Here is a 20,505-nt window from a genome sequence, read left to right as displayed (position 1 = left end):
ATGAACCTTTTGTACCAGACGATGAAGTTCTGCGTAAAAGTAAATTAATTCTTGCTGATTCCATAAAAAAAGCACCTCCCGAACGTGCAAGGTGGAAAACGATCCCCCATGCCTGCTTGTTCGGGAAGTGCGATTTAGGTTAAACCGGGGGCGATCGATGCCTCCAGCTCCATGTTCTTAACCCTCTGTATATTCGTTAACGGCCATTTTTCCTTCCTCTACGCGAATCCAGTACGTGTAATCCTCTTTTACATTCAAGTAAAGGTTGAGGTGCTTGGTGTTTTGTTCATTTACCTTGACCGTCAGTTTGAAGCTTCCGTCTGCAGCCAGTGTTACGTTTTCGGTCTGAATAGGCAATACTTCCGGGGAAGGCCCGTTGATATCAATCGGAATGGTGTGACCGGCATAGGCCTTAAATGTACCTCGTAAAGTCAAGGTGTGATCCACCGTATATTCGGCCTGAACCGTACCATCCGGGAGGTTTCCTTGCTTCTCATTGTCACCCGTTTCGGTAACTTGTTCAGGTCTGCCCCAAGGCTCGAATCCTTTGCCCTTTAGATTCCTCAGAAATACAACAGCCTCTGCTCGAGTAAATAATTCCTTGCCGGCATAACCTTCGACAGTGGCTGATGTTTTGCCAGAGGAGTATCCCATATTCAGCAAATACTGAATATTGTCCTCTTCTCTAACATAGTTTCTACCCCCAAGGCTGGCGATAATTACAGCAACCTCTGTCCGATTCAGCGCATGTTTGCGCAGCTTGGGATTTTGAATGCTGGCTTCCAGTGGCAGATTAAACCTTGCTGCATACGTATAGTATCGGTCACTCCAAAGCGTACCTTTATCCTGAGCCGTCTCCATATTCTTCAGGTATTTAGTGTTGGCATACATATTAAACAGCATGGAGAGAAATTCGGCTTCGCTCACTTGATCATTAGGTCTGAACATGTCATTATCCCCGCTAACCATATTTTGCTGAATAGCCCACAGGATATCATTCTTGGCCCAATGATTCTGAATGTCTGTATAGTTAGGCATTTTCTTTACCGTAACCGAGACGACCGTTTCTTTCCCTCCAAAACGGATATGCAGCTCGGCTTTCCCGACCTTTGTTCCAGCGATTCGACCATTCCGAATCACAATCTTATCCGATGATGTCGTATAGGTCAGGTTGGAATAGGGGGTGTAGGAAGTACCGTCTCCAAGAATAGCCGTGACTAAAGGGATATCTGCGGTTTCTCCAACTCGCAAGATCACATCGGACTTTGCAGGTCGAATCTGGGTTAACGTGGGTTCCTGCCTGCCGTCTATATGGAAGAAACGTGTAGTATAGGAGATTTCGGCAGGAGAGCCATCTTTCTTTTGCAGGCCTGTGATATGTACTTGGAAGGTATCACCGTTTTTAAACAACTGAATATCGTCAGGACGGAAAATAATTGCGCTGTTATCGCCAAAGTTGGTTGTCTCGACATTGAAGTAGGCTTGTTCAAACCAGCGTTTGTTTGAAGGGTCTACATTATAATATTCCGAAGGGAATTCCGTCTTCTCTTGCTGGTTGAATGTCCATTTCCGCTGGTCAGAGGTTCGGATCATTTCAACCTGAACCTTTTCCAATTCGGGTTTTGCGAACACGTCCCTGTTTAATTGAACAGACCAGGCCTGCAGGGCGCCGAAGGCTTCAATCGGAAAGTCGCCTTGATTGGGAAACAGGCTGTAGTTATACGGTGTCACCTGAGTTCTGCTTTTGTCAAAAACCTGCATGGCACTATAATAACGAGTTCGCTCTTCCTCTTGATGGGCAGCCAGACCAAATCCGATTCGTTGTAGCTTCGGGCTTAAAATCCAGCGGCGATGGCCTACCCGATCAATGTTGGACGCATCCGAATCATTCATGTAGCCCATGATGCTTCCGGCCAGTACATTGAATTTGCCATTGCTGGTGACATGCAGGTTAGATGAGGAGGCAGAGGTATAGCCTTTATCAAAAAAATCCTTCGGCATATCTGCCGGTTGTTCAGGGGAATGGCTAAGTTGCCCTCCGGTGGAGACAACAACGGCTCCGTGCTGAGCTTGCATATTTAAAGCTGGATCGAGTACAAGATCACCGGACATACCGGCAATATATCGATAGAAGTTGGCAGCATTCAAACCCTGCTCCAGATATCTCTCATTGAGCAGGCCGGCAGAATAAGGGAAAACGGTAGAAGGTGATTCGGTAAACATAGGGAGCGTTTGATCAACCCTCATCCACTCATTCCACTTTTGGTCGATTTCTTGCTGACTACGCTCGGGAAGCAAGCTATCGATCTGTTCAGCGTGAGCGGTCTGTGTTCCGCCCAGAAGCAATAACAGGCCAGCGAGTGGCAGTGCAAGCAGCGAGCTGATTTTCATTTTTGTACCCATCATAAACCTTTAAAACTCCTCTCATCTTCAGTGCACACCCAAAGGGATACGCAAATGTAACTTTATGTATAGTAACTTTATGTATATATGTTATCGTCTGTTTCGTTGATTTTGCTTAGGGTGAATCCAGAATGAAAGGATTAAAAAAGAACACAGGCTATCCTTAGATGCAGGATAACGCATGCTCCTCTTTCATATCTCTCAACTTCAATTCGTTTAGTCCAGATTCAAGTCGAAATCCGGCTGACACATATAATCGACGGGATACAGGTCGTCCCTGGCCGAGATTAATGCACGGAAGTGTAGAGAAGGAGGCCCCTTTAGCTCAACGTCGCTACCTTCGCGAAAACGAACCAGCTCGGCTACAACGAAGACATCCTCTGCATTCGTACATCGGAATATCACATTGTTCGGGTTAATAACCTCTTCCATATAACAGTAGGTCATCACATGAAAGGACTGGCCGCGCCAGTTCGTCTGAATGACCCGGTACGACTGGGTTCGAATCAGATCGATGTAACGTTCCAGTGGGAAGGTATGCTCAAACTGTGTAATATAACCTTTCTGATCCACGTCGATCGTAAATTCAACATCGTAACTCTCGTGGAACTCTTCCTGATATGTACCTTTCATAATCTTCATCGTATCAAAGTGTGATCCAAATTCGGGATCGGTCACATAGGGAATAGAAATCAGTTCAGCATCAACATACTGTGAAATTTGACTTGTTGTGGACGGGGGCTGGTTATGCTTGGTTGGTCTCAGGTCAATAGAACCGATCATACTGCCGGGAAAACCGGGACTGCAACTTATTCTCATAGTCATCTCCTTGGAGTTGTATTCATCTAGTTGGACGAAGTTTACGGGAGAAAGTTACACCTTAATCTGGAAGGAATATCAATATACGAACTCATCAGTTGACTTGAACCTGGAGATTCCAGAGGATATAGTGTATAGGGTATTCTACATTATCAATGACATATACATGAGGTATAGCTTCATGAACGGGAGGGCTCGCCATGTTATCCACTAAAGTAATTGAACATTGCCGCGTAAAAGGCTGGTGGCATGAAGACGTGCCTGCTGAATACGAGGAAGCGCTGCGTAAGCTGGACATTGATCTGAATTCGGATTTCGCACAATTTTACCTGCATGCCGAGGATGGACCGACCTTTTACAGTCGGCATCAGGAGCTGTACCAGATCTGCTGGGTGATCGAGAATACCGTATATCTACAGGATATGCATATATCGCAACTTACACTGGGATTACCAGAGGCATACATTCCGCTGGACAGCTTTGAAGGGGAAGGGGGATTCTTCTATAATCGCCAGACAGGTGAGGTTGTGCTGGTTGAACTGGGCGAGTCGATTGAACGATTCCTGAACGGAGAGAGTAAGCCGCAATGGGCGGATTTCAATGCCTTTCTGGAGTGGTATTTCGGTTTGACGGAAGTGACCACACTGTAACAGTAAAAGGGTGCTCCCGTGGCTATGAATGCCTAGGGAGTACCCTTTTGTATGTTCCAACTCGATGAACGATATTTTACTTAGAGCTAGTGTATTGATCATCCGTTTTGTTTTTCCCGTAAGGGAAAAACTCATCGACAAGGTCTTGAGGAGAGATCGATACAAATACATGATCCAGATCGGTCTTTTTCGCAAAATCAATGATGTCTCCTGTATAGTAACGTGGATCAATCAGATACACATCGGAGACAACCGTCGAGAGAAAAGAGATCATAGGCACGGCGAGTGAGTCCTTGATAAACATGACCTTGAGTCCGTTTGGATTGTCTTTATTCGTCACATGTACGATTCCCTGATTGCCATACAGATACGTAAAGTATTTGTCCGCAGTCAGGTCATACGCAGCGCCCTTCACATTCAGGGGATATGTCGTTAACAGCGCATCCTCAAATCTTCCATCCAGTGTGGCTTCCGTTTTGCCCGTCTTAAAATAAAAAGAGTAGTCGGTTCTGAATTTAGGATAAATCAGGTCAAAGTCATCATCCCCCGCGAAAAACTTCCCGGTTTTGCGGCCCTGTGAGCCGATAAAGAAATCCGTGTACGGGATGACGTTGTAGTTGCCGATATCCGTAAAATAACGGTCCGGGTCAAGTGGCTTGTTATATATGCCATCCAGATGGTGAACCAACTGGCCGAAGGCCCAGAAGGCCGTTTTGATTTTCCAGTGATGATCGGTTGTGAAAAATAAATCCTTCGCCGGTATGCCGCTCTCCAGCAAACCCTCGCGCAAATCCAGCGTATCGACCCCAGCCTGCTTCAGATGATCCAGGAAGCCATCGGCCGTTTCATTGTTATAGTTATAAGGAATGCCATCTGGAAATGTGGTATAGCCACGTACATATTTGTCCGGTGTCATGACATACGTAAGCTTGGTTTTTGCCCCCAATTGTGCCCCTAGCTCGGCAACCCGATCAGAAAGCTCTGTCGTATCCGTTGGCCCGGTGGCGAAATAGGTATAGTGAAGCTTGCCCTCCGTATCTTTGACCACCTCGAAGTTGTTCTCTTCGTTCTTCCACATGAGTGACTGTAAGTATCCGTAGGCTTCCACGAATCCAAACTTTTCAAAAACGTGCTCATTGATGTCTGCATCCAATTCGTTGATGATGCCTTTGGCATTGGAGAAACGGTAGTCTGCCGCCGATAGTGTTTTTTTCATCGGTCCGAAGGAATGCATGATATTCAAGATCGATAATGTGGCAAGCACAAGAATGAAGAGGAAGGCGGTCATTCTCTTTTTGGCAAAAAAGTTATGCATATGGAATCCTTCTCTCAGAAATTAAAATATATGAACGGGTTGTATGTTCCTTTGACCAGATAGGATACACACACGAGAAACAGAGCAATAATGGTCACCGGGTAAATCAGTTCAAGCGGTTTACCGAAGCGTACACCATCCACCATCCATTTGTTCATCCGTAAGGCAAGTGGCGTGGAGAACAGAATGCCGAGAATGAAGAAAAGGGCGTATTCCTTCATGAACATCCAGGTCGTATCACTCCAGAACCCGTTGCCATACAGTCCGAACATATTGCCAAGGTAGTTGCCAGCCTGTAACAAGTCCGGTGACCGGAAAATCACCCATCCAATGACCACAACAAACATGGCATAGAAATGTCGGAGCGGAGCATACCGTGTGCTTTTGTCCAGGTTGAAAATTTTCTCCAGTGCAATGAATGCGAAGTTGATTAGACCCCAGATAACGAATGTCCATTCCGCCCCGTGCCAGATGCCCGTCAGTCCCCAGACGACCAGCAGATTGCGAATCATTTTATCTTTATTGCTGACACGTGATCCGCCCAGCGGGAAGTAAACATATTCCTTAAACCAGGTGCCAAGCGAGATGTGCCAGCGGCGCCAGAATTCGGTGATGGAGCGTGAGATATACGGATACCTGAAGTTTTCTTCGAACTTGAAACCAAACATCAGCGCGAGTCCAATCGCCATATCCGAATAACCCGAGAAGTCGAAATAGATCTGTAATGTATAGGCAATCGCCCCCAGCCAAGCCAGACTTGAAGCCATATCGCCTGTTCCGCCCATGCTGAATGCATGATCGGCGACAATGGCCATGCTGTTGGATAACAGCACTTTTTTACTCAAACCCACAATGAACCGGCAACAGCCGACCGCGAACTTGTCCCAGCTTTCCTTCCGATTGATCATTTGATCCGCAATCATGTTGTAACGCAGAATGGGCCCGGCCACAAGCTGAGGGAAGAAGGAAATATAGAGGGCGACATAAAACGGATTTTTCTGCACACTGCCATGCCCGCGGTACACGTCAATGACGTAGGAGATTGCATGGAAGGTAAAAAAGGAAATGCCGAGCGGCAGCGCAATATGCGGAATACTGAGGCCAAAGCCTGTACTTTCATTGACAATACGCAGGGCAAACGCCAGGTATTTATAAACAAACAGCATACCCAGATTGGCAGCCAGCATCACGGTTATCACGGTATAGGCGGCATTGCGCCGATCCCGGTACTTGTCCACGAGCAGTGCGAACACGTAATTCAGTGCGATGGAGACCAGCATAACCAGCACAAATCGGGGCTCACCCCATGCGTAGAAGAACAGGCTTGCCACGAGCAACAACATATTTTTCAGCGTCACAGAAAACCGCAATATATAATACAGCCCAAGTACAAGCGGCAAGAAATAAAATAAGAAGACTACACTGGAAAAGAGCACTGCCTTTCCTCCTTGATGATGTTGATGATGAAATAATTAAATTACATTCTGAACAGCCGCTTGGACCTGCGATGATTCATCGAACGTTGTTTTCCCGCTTGTGAGCCTTGCTGAAGTTTGCGCCACAGCCAGTACGGAACAACCACCATGAGTCCAATCAGAAGAAGACCGATCCGGATCAGCCATTCCATCCATGGTTGTAACCATATGGTGGAAGGTTCAAGTACTTTGGGAACCTCGCCTGGCGAGGGGATGAAACGAGGTGTTCCATCCGCTTCCTTCATCTGCATCGCCGTGGAACGATCAAGCTTCACAATATAATCAAGACTCCACTGCTGATTCACCAGCGCACGAATAGTCACCGAGTCGGCTTTTGCGGCGTCCGTTTCAACGGTCAGTAGACCATCCGATGTGATGGTTACGCCCTGTACAGGATGAGCAAGCTGGAAATGTACTTCTGGCGTTTCCGAAGCTTTCGATTCTGTCACCTGCAGGCCACTAACGGTATACGTTGCAACCGATTCACCGACCACCGGTTTTACGACTCGTTCATCACCTTTGATTGTCACAGAAGATAATTGGTTCTCTGCAACAGCTTCTTTCCTAGGAACGAGTTTGATATTGCCAACGCGGTAATTCAGCTGTGCGTTTTCCGTCGTGGTCATCGTGATGCCCCAGCTCAGCATTTTCCCTGGTGCGACACGGCCAACCGTATTTGCATGATTTCGAACCATGAGGCTGGAAAAGGGAACACGAATCTCCCCCTCAAACCCGGGCTCCAGCCTTATCAACCCATCCACCGGATGAACCAGCTTCGGTTCTTGGGTTGCCAAGGGAATAAGGATGACATTGCGTTGATCCGCCACCGTCAGTGCCGATTGATCCGTTCGCGTGATGACAACGTTTAGCGGCAGCGTTTGATCGGAATCACTGCGAATCGAGAATCTTAACTCGCTGTAGCCCGACCAGTCCCTGTTCTGTAGCTCATACACATAGGCGGAGTAATAGCCTTTTTCTAGATCCTGTGTCGAGGTGTTGATCTGTAAACTACCGTTACGATTCAACGTGGACTGCACTTTGGCTCCATTGTTCCATATCTTTATGGAGCTCTCGCTCCACTGCAGCTGATCCGGCTGAGCCGAAGCAGTAGTAGCGAGATATAAGCTTGATAAACCTGTGAGGATTGCGACAAGCAGCCATTGCTGCCATTTCGTACTCATGCGTTCTTTGCCTCCATGTTATAAATAGGCCATCTCGTCCAGTTCATCATTCGAGATGAAGCTTTTATTCTGTACTGGGCGTTTGGGTATGCTTGCGTCGATATACGCCACATTCCACTGTTTCAAAAGAGCTTCCAGTTCAGGCATTTGTCCATTTCGGGCAATGTCCTGAATATTTCTGATCCGGTACAGAATGCCATGTTTGCTTCGCATCGACTTCACCCATACACAGTCCAGTTCGAGGCCTTCGGCAAGCGGCAAACGAAGCTCATAGGCCATTTCCTGCCGAGATATATTCACAAGCAAAAATTCATAATTAAAGTCCATCAGCGTAACGGTTCCATAGTCGGGTGTATCCAGCTCGTGATTCAGCGGAATGCGTGCCAGTTTACGGTTGGACATGATGCCCGCTTGTCCGCGTCTTACAAAATTCAAACGGATGTCCTCGAACGTACTGATATCTTTATCCAGCTTCTGCGGAAGCGTAGGCTCGCGGTCATACACAATATGTAACAACTGACGCTGATCCTGCTCTGTAATCTCGTGTACTTTGAATGCATACTTCCACTTATTACCGAATGAAGTTACGTGAGTGACCTTGGCCGTAAACTCGCTTGAATAATGATCCGTTACCAGACGTACAGCAAATTCGGCTTCGCTCGGGATGTATCTCGGTGTATCCAGTACGATAGCGATCCCGCCTTCCGAAATATCATGTGTAACCGTGGACAGAGTTTCACCCTCAGTCGTTAGTGTACAGTCCACTGCAGCCAGAATACGCTCATAGTTGCGGAACACTTTACGGCCGCTTAGGAAAAAGATCGACATCATAATGTTGTAGAAATTAATCAACAGCCAGTACAGAACTACGAGAAATCCAATGGTGCCCTGACTAAATGTCCAGTGAATGCAGTTTACGATACCGATGATAGAGAGCACGGCCAAGATCAGATGCGGAATGATCTGTTTGAGCTGGTAATTGCGATCGTTATGGGCACCGTCTTTGCGGGTTACCGCAAATTTATTCATCGTGACGCCCAGTGTTTCCAGAATGACCGCAGGTAGAAGAGACGGAAACAGGATCGTTTCGTATACATTCGTCCATTTCGTGGTTCGAATATTACCTGACAACATACGCAGACACATATTCGTTAACAGATACATCGGTAGCCAGAACACGAGAATTTCCAGAATGGTACATTTCACTACGAGCACACCGAACACAGCAAACAGAATAGGCGACATGATGTAGAGCACCCTTTTCAGCCCTGAGTACCAATAGGTTATGGAAGAGATATAATTCAGTCTCTGGGCAAAAGTAAGCCCGCGCTTGAACAAAATGTTCATTTTTCTGCCCGTTTGAATACATCCGCGTGCCCAGCGTTGGCGCTGTTTGATCAGGCTTTTCAAATCACCGGGAGCAAGTCCTGAAGCAAGCACTTTATTGGTGGCAAAACAGCGATACCCTTTGCTCTGCATTTCAATGCCAGTAGCAAAATCCTCAGTAATGGAGCCGGTATAGAAACCGCCCACATCTTCGAGTGCCTGCCTCGACAGCACTGTATTGGTTCCGCCGTAGATAACGGAGTTGGACTTGTTCCGCCCGACCTGCACATCACGATAGAAGTAGTCCTGTTCATTTGGAATTCGAGCTTCGGAATACAAATTGTATTGAAACTGATCGGGATTATAGAAGCTTTGCGGAGTTTGCACGAAGCCAATCTTTTCTCCTGTCAGAAAATAAGGCACACAGGACGTCAGAAAATCATGCTTCGGAATCATATCGGCATCAAACGTGGCGATTAGAGGGGAGGAAGTATGTTTCATGGCGTTGTTCAAATTTCCAGCCTTGGCGTGAATATGCTCTGTCCGAGTCAGATAGTTAATCCCCATATGATCAGCCAGCTCTCGCATCTCGGGACGATTGGAGTCGTCACACAGGTAGATATGTACTTTGGAGCGATCCGGATAATCCATGTTGAGACAGCCGTTAATCGTTTTGAAAAGCAAGGATGTAGGTTCGTTATATGTAGCAATAAAAACATCAACGTCAGGATACAATGACTCATCAACGACAGGAAGTTCAGGGTATTCAAGCCGGGTCATATTATAAAAATGCACAGCGAGTTCAAACATACCAATGAGTTCGACAATCAGGAGGGCAAGACCGGCGGTCACGGCAAGCGGGCCATAGCCGAAAGGAATGGTGAAGAAGGTACGCCATATGACGTAAATACAAGACATGATCACCGTTGCGGTAACCAGCATTTTTTTGCGTGTGCTTAAACGATTCAAGGTGCATACCTCTCTCTATGATTGGTGAAATAAATCAACGTTCATCAAATCTAACCATATGTCTATCGTACAATAGCGTTCTGAACGAATTCTGAACAAAAATATGTATATATTTGTTTTTTATCTATTATATTCAATTAATATGGGATGGTTTTAGGTTCGAAAACAGTCTTACAATGACGAAATATGTCGATTCATGAAGAATATTGTATTTATTTTGGTCGGAATTAGCAACATTTTTATGTTGAGTCCATAATCTGGAAAATTGCAAAGGATGACACAAAAAAGACGAGCACATTGGCTCGTCTTTTTCGGCTGATCTTTTGCAGACACTAGAATCTCAATAGGGCATTTCCATGTCGACCGAGATTCATTTAATCGGATATGTTGCGGGTGTAATATTCAATGATATCTTTACGACGAATGATTCCAAGAAAGACCCGATCTATATCCACCACGGGCACAAAGTTTTGGTCTGCCGCAAGAGTCAGCATATCCTCCATCTCTGCTTCGATGTACACGCATTCATTATAGACCCGATGGCTAATCTCATCGACCTGCACTTGGTCCATATTATCAAATGTCAATCCAGGCGTATTACGCATTTTCCATAACAGATCACCTTCGGACAGAGTAGCAACATATTTTCCATCCGGATCAATTACGGGAATGGCGGTGTAGTGGTGCGATTCCAACTGCTCAATAGCATCTTTCATGGAAGCGGTAGACTCGATATAGGCCACTTCGGCTTTTGGGAGTAAAAAATAGCTGATTTCCATCATCGGGCTCCTTTTCAGCCTTTTGCATCGCAAAAAAGCTTTAGTATGTAATTCACTATTCTTATTTAAACATATTATGTGAGCTTAAGGCTATTTTTAATGACAAATTCATCAGATTTGTTACATTGTTTAATCGGCGCAGGAAATTTATAGTATAGAGTAGAGGTGATGTGACGTGAAATCCAAACGTAAATTATTATACGGACTTTTGCCGATTCTATTTGCAGGTGGCATCGGAATGTATCTTTATATGCAGAACAATAAACCAGAGGAAGCAAAACCCCAGGCAACCGTGAATCAGTACATAGAGTATCTGCAAAAGAAAGAGTTCGACCAGCTGTATTCGTTGATGTCACCTGCTTCGTTGACCGAGGCAGGTATGTCCAAGGAACAGTTTATTGAGAAATACAATGCAATCTACTCGGGTATGCAGGTCTCTGCTGTTAAAGCTGAGCTGACAGTAGCGAATACGGCAGGAACGGAAGCTGACTCTGGCGCTCAAACAACAGGGACTGAAGGTGGAACCGAAACGAAGACTAAGGTTGAATCACAAGCAACAACGGACAAAAAGGGGACGAACCAGACAGAACAAGGGGCTAGTAATCCTGATCTTTACCAAACCGATTATGATATACATCTGACCACTTTTTTGGGCGAGGTCAATGAAACACATACGCTAAGTTTGGTTCGACAGGAGACTGAGGACGGGAGCAAAGTCTGGCAGATTAACTGGCAGCCTTCTCTGATCCTTAGTGACATGGTGAAAGGTAGCAAAGTCCGGGTGAAGACGTTATTCCCCAATCGCGGGGATATTGTAGATCGTGACGGGTTGCCGCTTGCAACCCAAGGCACCATGAATGAGTGGGGGATTGTACCCGAGAAGCTCGGAGAGAATCCGGATCAGATGATTACACGCATCGCGGATCATTACAAGGTGTCCGTAGAAGCCATTCAGAAGGCACTGGGTCAGACCTGGGTGAAACCGGAATTTTTCGTGCCTATGGGATCGACAGAGGAATTTGATGTACCGGCTTCTCTTAGCGGAGTTGCTCTGCAAAGTAAGGAAATTCGGTATTATCCGCTTGGCGAGGCAGCGGCACATCTGATCGGATATGTGCGTAAGGCCACCAAGGAAGACTTGGACAAAGATACCGAAGGGTATTACCGTGCGGAAGATTGGATCGGCAAAGCTGGACTGGAACAGTCTATGGAGAAACAACTACGCGGAGAACGCGGCGGTTTAATTGAAATTACGGATGAAGCGGGCAACACGCGTTCGGAACTGATCCGCAAAGATGCAGTCGACGGTAAGGATGTGCAACTAACGATCAGTTCATCACAACAGAAAAAGCTATATCAGACGCTGGCGGGTGGCGGCGATGCCGGAGCGATGGTGATGATGGACCCGAAGGATGGAAATATGCTTGCTCTGGTGAGCGCGCCTTCCTACAATCCGAATAAAATGGTTACCGGTCTGACGCAGGGTGAGTGGGATGCCTATTCGGCGAACGAGAAGCTTCCTTTTATCAACCGAGTAACGACACGATACGCTCCCGGCTCAACCTTCAAGGCGATTACTGCGGCTGCGGGATTAATGGAGAAGGTGACAACACCGGACAAAACCCATGAGATTTCTGGTTTGCAATGGCGGAAAAACGATAGCTGGGGCGGATATTACGTCAAGCGGGTGAAAAGCCTGAGTCCTGTGAATATGGTGGATGCGCTCGTATACTCCGACAATATTTATTTTGCAATGGAAGCGACAGAGATGGGGAGTGCAAAGTTTATTGATGGCATTCAAAAGTTCGGGTTTGGTGATAATTTCGGACTGGATGAACTCTATCTGAAACCTAGCCAGTATGCGAATGAGGCGCATAGGGATCTTTCTTCCGAGGTACTGCTAGCCGACACTTCGTATGGTCAAGGTGAGATGTTAATGTCGCCGATCCATCTTGCTGCTGCGTTTACGCCGTTTGTGAATGAAGGCAAGCTGGTGAAACCTGTATTGATTGTTGGAAAAGAAACCCCCGATCCTGAGGTGATCATCACACCGGATGTAGCCAATACCGTTAGAGACGCACTGAAACAGGTGGTATCTCGTCAAGGCGGAACGGCACATGCCCTTAGCTCGATTGCTGGCAGTCTTGCAGGCAAGACGGGAACGGCCGAACTGAAAGCAAAGAAGGGTGAGCAAGGTCAGGAGAACGGATTTTTCGTTACCTTTGATACCGAATCACCGTCGTTCCTGCTGGCGGCTGTAATCGAAGAGGTGAATGGTCGCGGTGGTAGCCATTATGTGGTGGATCGCTTGAAACCATTCTTGGAGAAGCTGCAGCTTGAGCCATGAACGTAATCCAGTGATGCTTCTCGTATCAACATGATTGAAAAGGATTGCAACACCCTGAACTATTAAGTGTGTAACGATGAGACATAACCAAAAAACGCGTTCTTGGCTTAACCATACAGGTCGCCAAGACGCGTTTTTCATTTTACTTTATATATTACATTTATAAGGGATTTGGATTTAAGATCATTTTCTGGCTGTAATCATGAACCGTGCCGAGTTGGTGCGAATCCCCTTCTCGTCGCCGTGATCTTGAACAAACTGTTCAAAAATATTCAAGTCGAACGCGAGTTCTCCAAATTGAGGAACGATAGGTGTGTGGGTTAACAGGAACAAGAGATCCTCCTGTGTAGTGTAATGCTCGGTTACATTATATTCGCGGACGTCGATTTGTCTGAAACCGGCATGTTTCAGATCCTGTTTGTATTTTTCCAACAGCGTTCCAGGTTCAATGCCGAGATGCTGTCCGCGTCCAAAAGCCTGCTTTACATTTAATTTGTCGTGCTCGCTGACCTGCTGGGTCAGGAATACGCCATCCTCTGCGAGAACGTTGTACACTTCTGACGCGGAGAATGCGGAATGTCTGCAAGAAACGATATTGAAGAATGACTTTGGAAACTGTAAGTTGTCCGCATCCATCTGCATGAATCGCACATTCATACAGTTCGCAGTTCGCTTTAAATTTCGCCGAGCTGTCTCGATCATGCCCTGAGCCAAATCGATGCCGACAAGCAGATGAGCATGTTCAGCAATGGAGAGCACGGCTTCGCCTCCACCTGTGCCGATGTCCAGCAGCAGATCGGATGGTTGTGTGCAACGAGTCACCTCATCATAGAAGTCCCAGTCGGTGGGTTCGGAGATCACCTTCATTGTGCTGAAATCCCATCCGTTTTGTTGACCGACACGTTCATAAAATGTGTTGTAATCCCACTTTTTTGTCATATTAATTCTTCCTCCAGTATGTGATGTGTTATTTAGGATTTGTTGTTTTCAATCATCGTTCATCTACACATCGAACAGGCTCAAAAGGACAGACCTACCCCTTGGTAGCTGGTACGCGTTTTGATCCAGCCCGACATTTAATTACTTCGAACGATTGGGAACAACATCCCTTTCACCTCACATGTTGGAATAGTCCCATTATACCGAATTGACAGCGCATTCGCGAGGTGATATTTTGGGGTGGAATCTATTCTAGGAATCCGAGGTGATCAATGGTGGCTGTTCGTGCTAATCAGATTTTTGTCAACTTGCCAGTCCAGGATTTGAAGAGATCGGTTGATTTCTTTACGAAAGTGGGGTTTGAATTCAATGCCCAGTTTACGGACGATAAAGCTACCTGTATGATTGTCGGAGAAAATATCTTTGCCATGCTTCTGGTGGAGGAACGTTTCCAATCCTTTATCACGAAAAAAATCGCGAATGCGGCTGAGACAACAGAAGTGATCGTCGCTTTGTCTGTTGCTTCCCGTGAAGAAGTGGATGCGATCGTACAAGCTGCCCTTGATGCTGGAGCGAAGCAATATAACGAACCCCAAGATCATGGATTTATGTATGGACGGAGTTTTCAAGACTTGGACAACCATCTATGGGAAGTCTCTTATATTAATTTGAGTGCGTTCCCTTCAAACCAGCCCGAACAGATCAGATAAAATCGTGTCGACTAATATAGAGGCCCTCCTTGATAAAGGAGGGTCTTTTTTGCATGAATCCTTGTGAAGATCTTATTTTTCATCAGGAATATATGGTGCATTTTACCTTTTTGCTATATGATAAATGTCGATTCACCCCGAGATTAGGCAACACATATTCTGGAGTGATATCAAGTAACAGAACGACAACAGAAAAAACAAAAGATGACATGTCTAAATTTACATACGTTTAGGCTGGAGGGATCAGGATGTATTGTCACATATGCGGAACGAAAAATAGCTCCGGGGAAGACCGCTGTCAGAAGTGTGGAACCCGATTGAAACAAGATAGCTCCACAGAGGAGCAAATCTGGTCGGAGCCATCAGGGCTGGAGCCACGTAATGCATCTGCAACCGGAACGGCGAGCAAGCGCAAGAGCAGTCCATTTCTATGGATCATCCCACTGTTGCTTGCAGCAATTATGGGGTCGTTGTTAACGTATTATTATAATCAGGAGAATCTGATTAACGCTCATGTGAAGACATTGCATGTTGAGGCAGAGAAGGCTGCACTGGACGGGAAATATTCAGAAGCTCTGGAGTTGCTGGACAAAGCCCTCGCTCAAAGACCGAATGTAGGGGCGCTCGTGCTGGATCGTCGAATTACAGAGCAAGCGAACAACTTACGAAAACAAATGGACGAAGCCGCGAGTCTACTCAAAACAGGCAAGCTGTCGGAAGCGGACAAAATGATTCAAACCGCGGCTAAAACATTAAACGAACGCCAAGAGCCGGTGTTTGATAAGGTAAGGTCAGCGTTGAACAATCGAAAGGTGACCCTGGCTGTTTTGAAAGTGAAAAAGGAAATTGATCAGTTAACAACCGTCGAGGCACTCGCTGATAAACTTAAAACGATCTCCAAGCTGAACGGTAAGGAAGCCGAAGTTGTGAAAAAGCAGATTACGGATAAGCTGGCAGGTATAAGTTACAAGCAGGCGGAGCAGCAAGTGAAGAAGCGTGATTTTACAGCAGCACTGCAAACCGTGGACAACGGATTATCTTATGCCCCTGAGGATCAGAAGCTGACTAAATATCGGGATGAAGTATTGCGTGAGAAGAAAGCTTTTGAGCAGGCAGAGGAAGAACGTATCCGACTTGCAGAACAGCAAGCAGCTGAAGAGGAACTTCGCAATCGTACAGGGGCTGTATACGTAACGGATCTGTCTGCTAAGCTGGATGAGTATGGAGACTTGTATATCAGCGGGTCGGTGTTTAATCAGGGAACACGCCCCATATCATCCGTGGCGCTTATTGTTAGCATCAATGCCTCGAATGGCGATTACATCGGCGAGACAGATGTTTATGTATACCCAGCTATATTGGATGTAGGAGAAGAAGGGTATTTTGAAACCTACTATTACGGGGTATATGAAGCAGCGAATGTGACAGTTACGAATGCATCTTGGTATGTGGAGTAGGAGGACGGCAAAATGAGCAAACGTGTATGGGGAACGATCATTTCCAGCGCAATCATTATTGGTGCGGGCGCTGGAGGCGTATTCTGGATTCACCAGCATACAGCAGATGAGATGGCGCTAGCTCCCAAACTGGCTGTGGCTTCCTCGAAACAGGCGGATCAACCCAAAGCAAAAACAACATCTAAAACAACAGAAAAGAAAACGCGTAAACAGATTATTGAAGATAGTCAGCGAAAAGTAGTTACGATTGAAAGCAGCGATGGTCTGGGCTCCGGCTTCTTATATAATAACAAGGGCGATGTCATCACTAATGCGCATGTCGTCGAGGGTTCCAAAGAAGTGACCATTCGCACCTTGGATCATCAGGAATATCGAGGTACGGTGATTGGTTTTGGCGAAGAGACGGATGTGGCTGTTGTGAGAGTCCCTGATCTTGTGAAAATGGAACCTCTGCCTATTGCGTCAGCTAAAGCGGAGGTTGGTGATGAAATTCTGGCACTCGGCAGTCCGCTAGGTTTTGAAAACACGGTAACTACCGGCATTATTAGCGGACTTGACCGCAGTTTTGAAATCCCGCCCTATATTTATACCAACTTATATCAGATATCTGCTCCAATTACTAACGGTAACAGCGGCGGTCCGCTGATTAACGCGGAAACGGGAGAAGTTCTGGGGATCAATTCAACGGTGGTTAAACAGGAAGGTGGACTGGGGTTCAGCATTCCCATTACCAGTGTATTGAAGCAAGTGGAACAATGGTCAGAGCGTTCACCTGATACCAAAGGGGCGCAAACGGTACGTGACTCATCTTCACAGACGTCGTCTGCTGCTTTATCTGAAGCAGAAGCATTGGTTGCTGATTTTTACAACTACTTGAACATGAGTGATTATGTATCTGCTTATGCGTTGCTTGGGAGTGATTGGCAGAGCGGCACGAGTTACGCTAAATTCCGTGAAGGTTATACGTATACGAGCTATGTCAGTGTGGAGAAAATTTCGTCTGCGAGCACGAGTAAGGAAGAGATGGAAGTGAGCGGTGTGATCGCTGCCGAGGAGCGCAAGGATGGGGAATATGTAACGACCAAATATAACGTGACATATCAGGTCGGATACGAGAATGGACAATTAAAAATATTACATGGACAGGGTAAAAAGAAGACATAAATGGATTCATGAATAAAAGGAGGGCTTGCCACATGGCGGGTTCTCCTTTTTATATTGCGGATTAGACATATATTTGATAAAATACAGAACGAATGTTCAGTATGTGAGAATGGAGTGAAGTGAGTGAGCTTGAATAAAAAGCAGCTCCAGTCCGAGCAGACCAAGAAAAAACTTGCGGATGCATCCAAAGCCCTTTTTGTACAAAAAGGATATAAAGCAACGTCTATTGAGGACATCGTCGCGGCGACTGGAAGCAGTAAGGGAAATATATATTATCATTTCAAAAGCAAGGAAGGACTCTTTCTCTATCTCATTGATGAATGGGATCGGGAGTGGGAAGCAAGCTGGAAGTCTAAAGTACACTTGTACCGCACTTCCACTGAGAAGATCTATGGCTTGGCGGAACAACTCATTCTGGATGATATTAACCATCCTTTAACGAAAGCGGCCGATGAGTTCTTCACTGGAGAGAAAAAAGAGAATGATATTGAAGAACGAATCGCTGTATTGTTCGAGCGGCATATTCAATTCAATAAACAGCTGATCCAAGAAGGAATAGACAGCGGTGAGTTCAACGATCAGAATGTAGAGCATCTTGCGTTGATTTTGGAAAGTACCATTATTGGGCTCAGCCAAATGTCACGAAAGCTGGAACCCGGCGAGGCTCTTGCATTGTATCGTCAGGCCGCCAGTGTATTTCTCCACGGGATTGCCAAGGATAAACAGCATAATTAGACAACGATGGAGGATGGAATCATGGCTTTACTGACACGCAACAGGGGCGCGCTGCTGCTGTTGATGTTTAATATTTTTCTCGTATTTATGGGAATAGGTCTGGTTGTGCCGATTATGCCTGCTTATATGAACTTACTTCATATAACGGGCTTCACGATGGGGCTTCTATTCGCGGCATTTTCATTCACACAGTTTTTGTTCTCTCCAGCTGCTGGCAGGTGGTCAGACCAGTGGGGACGCAAAAAGATTATCGTATTTGGAATGCTGATCTTTGCCGTATCTGAATTTATGTTCGGTGCGGTAAATGCACCCTATCTGCTCTTCGCAGCCCGGATGCTGGGCGGTATTGGTGCGGCGATGATCTTTCCTGCGATTATGGCCTATACGGCTGATATCACAACGGAAGAAGAACGTGGTAAAGGTATGGGGCTTATTAATGCAGCGATCACAACAGGTTTTATCATCGGGCCAGGAATCGGCGGTTACATAGCCGAGTTTGGCATACGGGTTCCTTTTTATGCGGCAGGGGTTGCGGGTTTGATGGCTGCAATCATTACACTGATTATTTTGCCTGAATCCGAGCGGAGCGCGAGTGAGCAGACTACACCTGAAACTAGCGGGGCAAAAGTAAAAGTACCAGGCATGGTATCCCAACTTATCAATTCTTACCGGGAACCTTACTTTTTCAGTCTAATCATCGTATTTGTCATGGCTTTTGGTTTGGCAAACTACGAGACGGTATTCTCCCTGTTTGTGGATCACAAGTTTGGTTTCACGACCAAAGATATCGCGTTTATCATTACATTTGGTTCCATTGCTGGAGCAGTTGTGCAAGTATCCCTGATTGGCTGGTTGCTGAACACATTTGGGGAAAAGAAGGTTATCACGGTATGTTTGCTGTTTGTCTCCGTATTTGTATTACTAACCTTGTTCGTTCACACGTACTGGTTGATCGTTGTTGTAACATTTATCGTCTTCTTGGGTATGGATATTTTACGCCCAGCAATCAGTACGCAGATGTCCAAGCTCGCTGAAGAACAACAGGGGTTTGTGGCTGGTCTGAACTCAGCATATACAAGTCTGGGCAACATCGCTGGACCCATCGTAGCCGGAGCGTTGTTTGATGTGAATATTAACTATCCGTATGTATCGGCTGCGGTCGTGCTTGGTATCTGTTTCTTATTATCCTTACGTGTGCTAAGAAGTGTTAAATCGGTACAAGAGCCAAAGGTTCAAGTGTAATTCTTCTAAATATAAAACGTGAACACTTCAAGTTTGGTATAATAAGAAATGCTGGAAGTGAACCACATGGGCTGATTTACATTGGAACATTACCGAGGAAGATCATTTTTAGACATAGACAGGATTAATGGAGTGATAACATGAGCAAAGCAAAAGGTAAGGGCGGCACAGGCCGCGGAACAGGCAAGAAGGGCTGGAATCGCTGGCAAGCTAGTGCCAACCGAGCGAAGAGTGCGCCAAAGCCTTATAAGAGCAAGGGAACCAAGAATAAGGAAAGCGCCGAGTCTGGTACGGATAAGTCCAACTAAATGGACATGGGAAGAGGCGGAGTGGAATCAAGTGATTAGTTTGTCAGAGAAACAGCAGTTTTTGGATGTGATATTCATATCTGAAGAACTGTTGTTTTTTTATGCAGGCTTACCAGAACAGACGGTTTACGGGATTAGACATTTAAGAACGTTCTTACTATACAGATAGAGGTAAATATTAAAGTGCACTGTTTCGTTTAGCTCTTAAGGCAGGCGGCAGGTTTCATAAGATAATGTGACTTTAAAAACAAGATGTTTTGGTATGGAGTAAGCTACGCATCAAAAAGAGTAAGTCCAAAATATGGAAATTAAATTTTAATAAATAATGCTTTACATGTGGTAGTGATGCGTGGTATATTCTTATTCCGGCCAAGAAAACACAGTTTACACGGTGCGGCAAGCAAATCAAAATAAGCTTCGAAAGAAACTTGAAAAAAAGAGCTTGCAAAGTTGGTTCGGACATGATATTATATAAGAGTTGCTGAAACGAACTGGTTTCGGTAGCGAGAATACGTTTGATCTTTGAAAACTGAACAACGAGTGAGTAAACATTCTGCTTGCAGAATGACGTGAAGGTTTTGCTACATGCCATCTGGCTGTATGAAAACCGGAACACAAATGAGATTTTTAATCTCGTCAGATTCAAAATGAGCTTATCGCTCTTTTCAATACCCCGATGAGTTTCA

The 20,505-nt window shown here is 45.8% G+C and carries 16 protein-coding genes; 8 read left to right on the top strand and 8 right to left on the bottom strand.

The features are described from left to right. Positions 1–177 precede the first annotated feature (177 nt). On the bottom strand, positions 178–2,406 hold the full coding sequence (locus FS818_RS24610) for an S-layer homology domain-containing protein (RefSeq protein WP_145335614.1): 2,229 nt from the start codon (positions 2,404–2,406) through the stop codon (positions 178–180). A gap of 213 nt (positions 2,407–2,619) precedes the next feature. Next, positions 2,620–3,222, bottom strand: coding sequence for a hypothetical protein (locus FS818_RS24605; RefSeq protein WP_145335612.1), 603 nt, complete (start codon positions 3,220–3,222; stop codon positions 2,620–2,622). 200 nt (positions 3,223–3,422) lie between these two features. On the opposite strand from FS818_RS24605, the gene FS818_RS24600 reads away from it, so the two are divergent. Beyond that, positions 3,423–3,872: an SMI1/KNR4 family protein gene (locus FS818_RS24600; protein WP_145335610.1), complete on the top strand. Its 450-nt coding sequence runs from the start codon at positions 3,423–3,425 to the stop codon at positions 3,870–3,872. A 76-nt stretch (positions 3,873–3,948) separates the two neighbouring features. Here the strand turns inward: FS818_RS24600 and FS818_RS24595 are convergent, their stop codons facing one another. The 5 genes from FS818_RS24595 to FS818_RS24575 form a co-directional block, all read right to left on the bottom strand. Continuing rightward, a complete protein-coding gene (locus tag FS818_RS24595; protein WP_145335608.1) occupies positions 3,949–5,187 on the bottom strand; it encodes an alginate O-acetyltransferase AlgX-related protein in 1,239 nt (412 codons plus the stop codon). Positions 5,188–5,201: 14 nt separating this feature from the next. Continuing rightward, positions 5,202–6,623 carry an MBOAT family O-acyltransferase gene (locus FS818_RS24590; protein ID WP_145335606.1) on the bottom strand — a complete coding sequence of 474 codons (1,422 nt, stop codon included), beginning with the start codon at positions 6,621–6,623 and terminating at the stop codon, positions 5,202–5,204. A 41-nt stretch (positions 6,624–6,664) separates the two neighbouring features. Next, positions 6,665–7,843 carry a carbohydrate binding domain-containing protein gene (locus tag FS818_RS24585; RefSeq protein WP_145335604.1) on the bottom strand — a complete coding sequence of 393 codons (1,179 nt, stop codon included), beginning with the start codon at positions 7,841–7,843 and terminating at the stop codon, positions 6,665–6,667. Between the two features lie 18 nt (positions 7,844–7,861). After that, entirely contained in the window at positions 7,862–10,138 is a 2,277-nt protein-coding gene (locus tag FS818_RS24580; protein ID WP_145335602.1) for a glycosyltransferase, read from the bottom strand. 374 nt (positions 10,139–10,512) lie between these two features. Continuing rightward, a complete protein-coding gene (locus FS818_RS24575; protein WP_090923108.1) occupies positions 10,513–10,917 on the bottom strand; it encodes a CBS domain-containing protein in 405 nt (134 codons plus the stop codon). Positions 10,918–11,092: 175 nt separating this feature from the next. On the opposite strand from FS818_RS24575, the gene FS818_RS24570 reads away from it, so the two are divergent. Then, on the top strand, positions 11,093–13,264 hold the full coding sequence (locus FS818_RS24570; RefSeq protein ID WP_145335600.1) for a penicillin-binding transpeptidase domain-containing protein: 2,172 nt from the start codon (positions 11,093–11,095) through the stop codon (positions 13,262–13,264). A gap of 183 nt (positions 13,265–13,447) precedes the next feature. On the opposite strand, the gene FS818_RS24565 is transcribed toward FS818_RS24570, so the two are convergent. Further along, a complete protein-coding gene (locus FS818_RS24565) occupies positions 13,448–14,203 on the bottom strand; it encodes a class I SAM-dependent methyltransferase (RefSeq protein ID WP_145335599.1) in 756 nt (251 codons plus the stop codon). Positions 14,204–14,478: 275 nt separating this feature from the next. Between FS818_RS24565 and FS818_RS24560 the strand changes: the two genes are divergently transcribed. The 6 genes from FS818_RS24560 (at position 14,479) to FS818_RS24535 (ending at position 19,819) form a co-directional block, all read left to right on the top strand. Beyond that, positions 14,479–14,913, top strand: coding sequence for a VOC family protein (locus tag FS818_RS24560; protein WP_145335860.1), 435 nt, complete (start codon positions 14,479–14,481; stop codon positions 14,911–14,913). 248 nt (positions 14,914–15,161) lie between these two features. Next, a complete protein-coding gene (locus FS818_RS24555) occupies positions 15,162–16,370 on the top strand; it encodes a zinc ribbon domain-containing protein (protein ID WP_145335597.1) in 1,209 nt (402 codons plus the stop codon). A 12-nt stretch (positions 16,371–16,382) separates the two neighbouring features. Next, a complete protein-coding gene (locus tag FS818_RS24550; RefSeq protein ID WP_145335595.1) occupies positions 16,383–17,534 on the top strand; it encodes a S1C family serine protease in 1,152 nt (383 codons plus the stop codon). A 129-nt stretch (positions 17,535–17,663) separates the two neighbouring features. Then, positions 17,664–18,269 carry a TetR/AcrR family transcriptional regulator gene (locus FS818_RS24545; protein WP_145335858.1) on the top strand — a complete coding sequence of 202 codons (606 nt, stop codon included), beginning with the start codon at positions 17,664–17,666 and terminating at the stop codon, positions 18,267–18,269. 21 nt (positions 18,270–18,290) lie between these two features. Next, positions 18,291–19,511: an MFS transporter gene (locus FS818_RS24540; RefSeq protein WP_145335593.1), complete on the top strand. Its 1,221-nt coding sequence runs from the start codon at positions 18,291–18,293 to the stop codon at positions 19,509–19,511. A gap of 140 nt (positions 19,512–19,651) precedes the next feature. Continuing rightward, positions 19,652–19,819, top strand: a complete 168-nt coding sequence (locus FS818_RS24535; protein ID WP_145335591.1) for a DUF3934 family protein — start codon at positions 19,652–19,654, stop codon at positions 19,817–19,819. Positions 19,820–20,505 lie beyond the last annotated feature (686 nt).

Source organism: Paenibacillus xylanexedens (genome assembly GCF_007680605.1).
GTDB classification, from domain to species: Bacteria; Bacillota; Bacilli; order Paenibacillales; family Paenibacillaceae; genus Paenibacillus; species Paenibacillus xylanexedens_B.
This window is presented reverse-complemented; position numbering and strand designations above follow the sequence as displayed.

What these genes read in the sequence shown, in the direction of transcription:
- FS818_RS24610 (WP_145335614.1), bottom strand. Translation starts at nt 2,406, where the DNA reads ATGATGGGTACAAAAATGAAAATCAGCTCGCTGCTTGCACTGCCACTC.
- FS818_RS24605 (WP_145335612.1), bottom strand. Translation starts at nt 3,222, where the DNA reads ATGAGAATAAGTTGCAGTCCCGGTTTTCCCGGCAGTATGATCGGTTCT.
- FS818_RS24600 (WP_145335610.1), top strand. Translation starts at nt 3,423, where the DNA reads ATGTTATCCACTAAAGTAATTGAACATTGCCGCGTAAAAGGCTGGTGG.
- FS818_RS24595 (WP_145335608.1), bottom strand. Translation starts at nt 5,187, where the DNA reads ATGCATAACTTTTTTGCCAAAAAGAGAATGACCGCCTTCCTCTTCATT.
- FS818_RS24585 (WP_145335604.1), bottom strand. Translation starts at nt 7,843, where the DNA reads ATGAGTACGAAATGGCAGCAATGGCTGCTTGTCGCAATCCTCACAGGT.
- FS818_RS24575 (WP_090923108.1), bottom strand. Translation starts at nt 10,917, where the DNA reads ATGGAAATCAGCTATTTTTTACTCCCAAAAGCCGAAGTGGCCTATATC.
- FS818_RS24565 (WP_145335599.1), bottom strand. Translation starts at nt 14,203, where the DNA reads ATGACAAAAAAGTGGGATTACAACACATTTTATGAACGTGTCGGTCAA.
- FS818_RS24555 (WP_145335597.1), top strand. Translation starts at nt 15,162, where the DNA reads ATGTATTGTCACATATGCGGAACGAAAAATAGCTCCGGGGAAGACCGC.
- FS818_RS24550 (WP_145335595.1), top strand. Translation starts at nt 16,383, where the DNA reads ATGAGCAAACGTGTATGGGGAACGATCATTTCCAGCGCAATCATTATT.
- FS818_RS24540 (WP_145335593.1), top strand. Translation starts at nt 18,291, where the DNA reads ATGGCTTTACTGACACGCAACAGGGGCGCGCTGCTGCTGTTGATGTTT.
- FS818_RS24535 (WP_145335591.1), top strand. Translation starts at nt 19,652, where the DNA reads ATGAGCAAAGCAAAAGGTAAGGGCGGCACAGGCCGCGGAACAGGCAAG.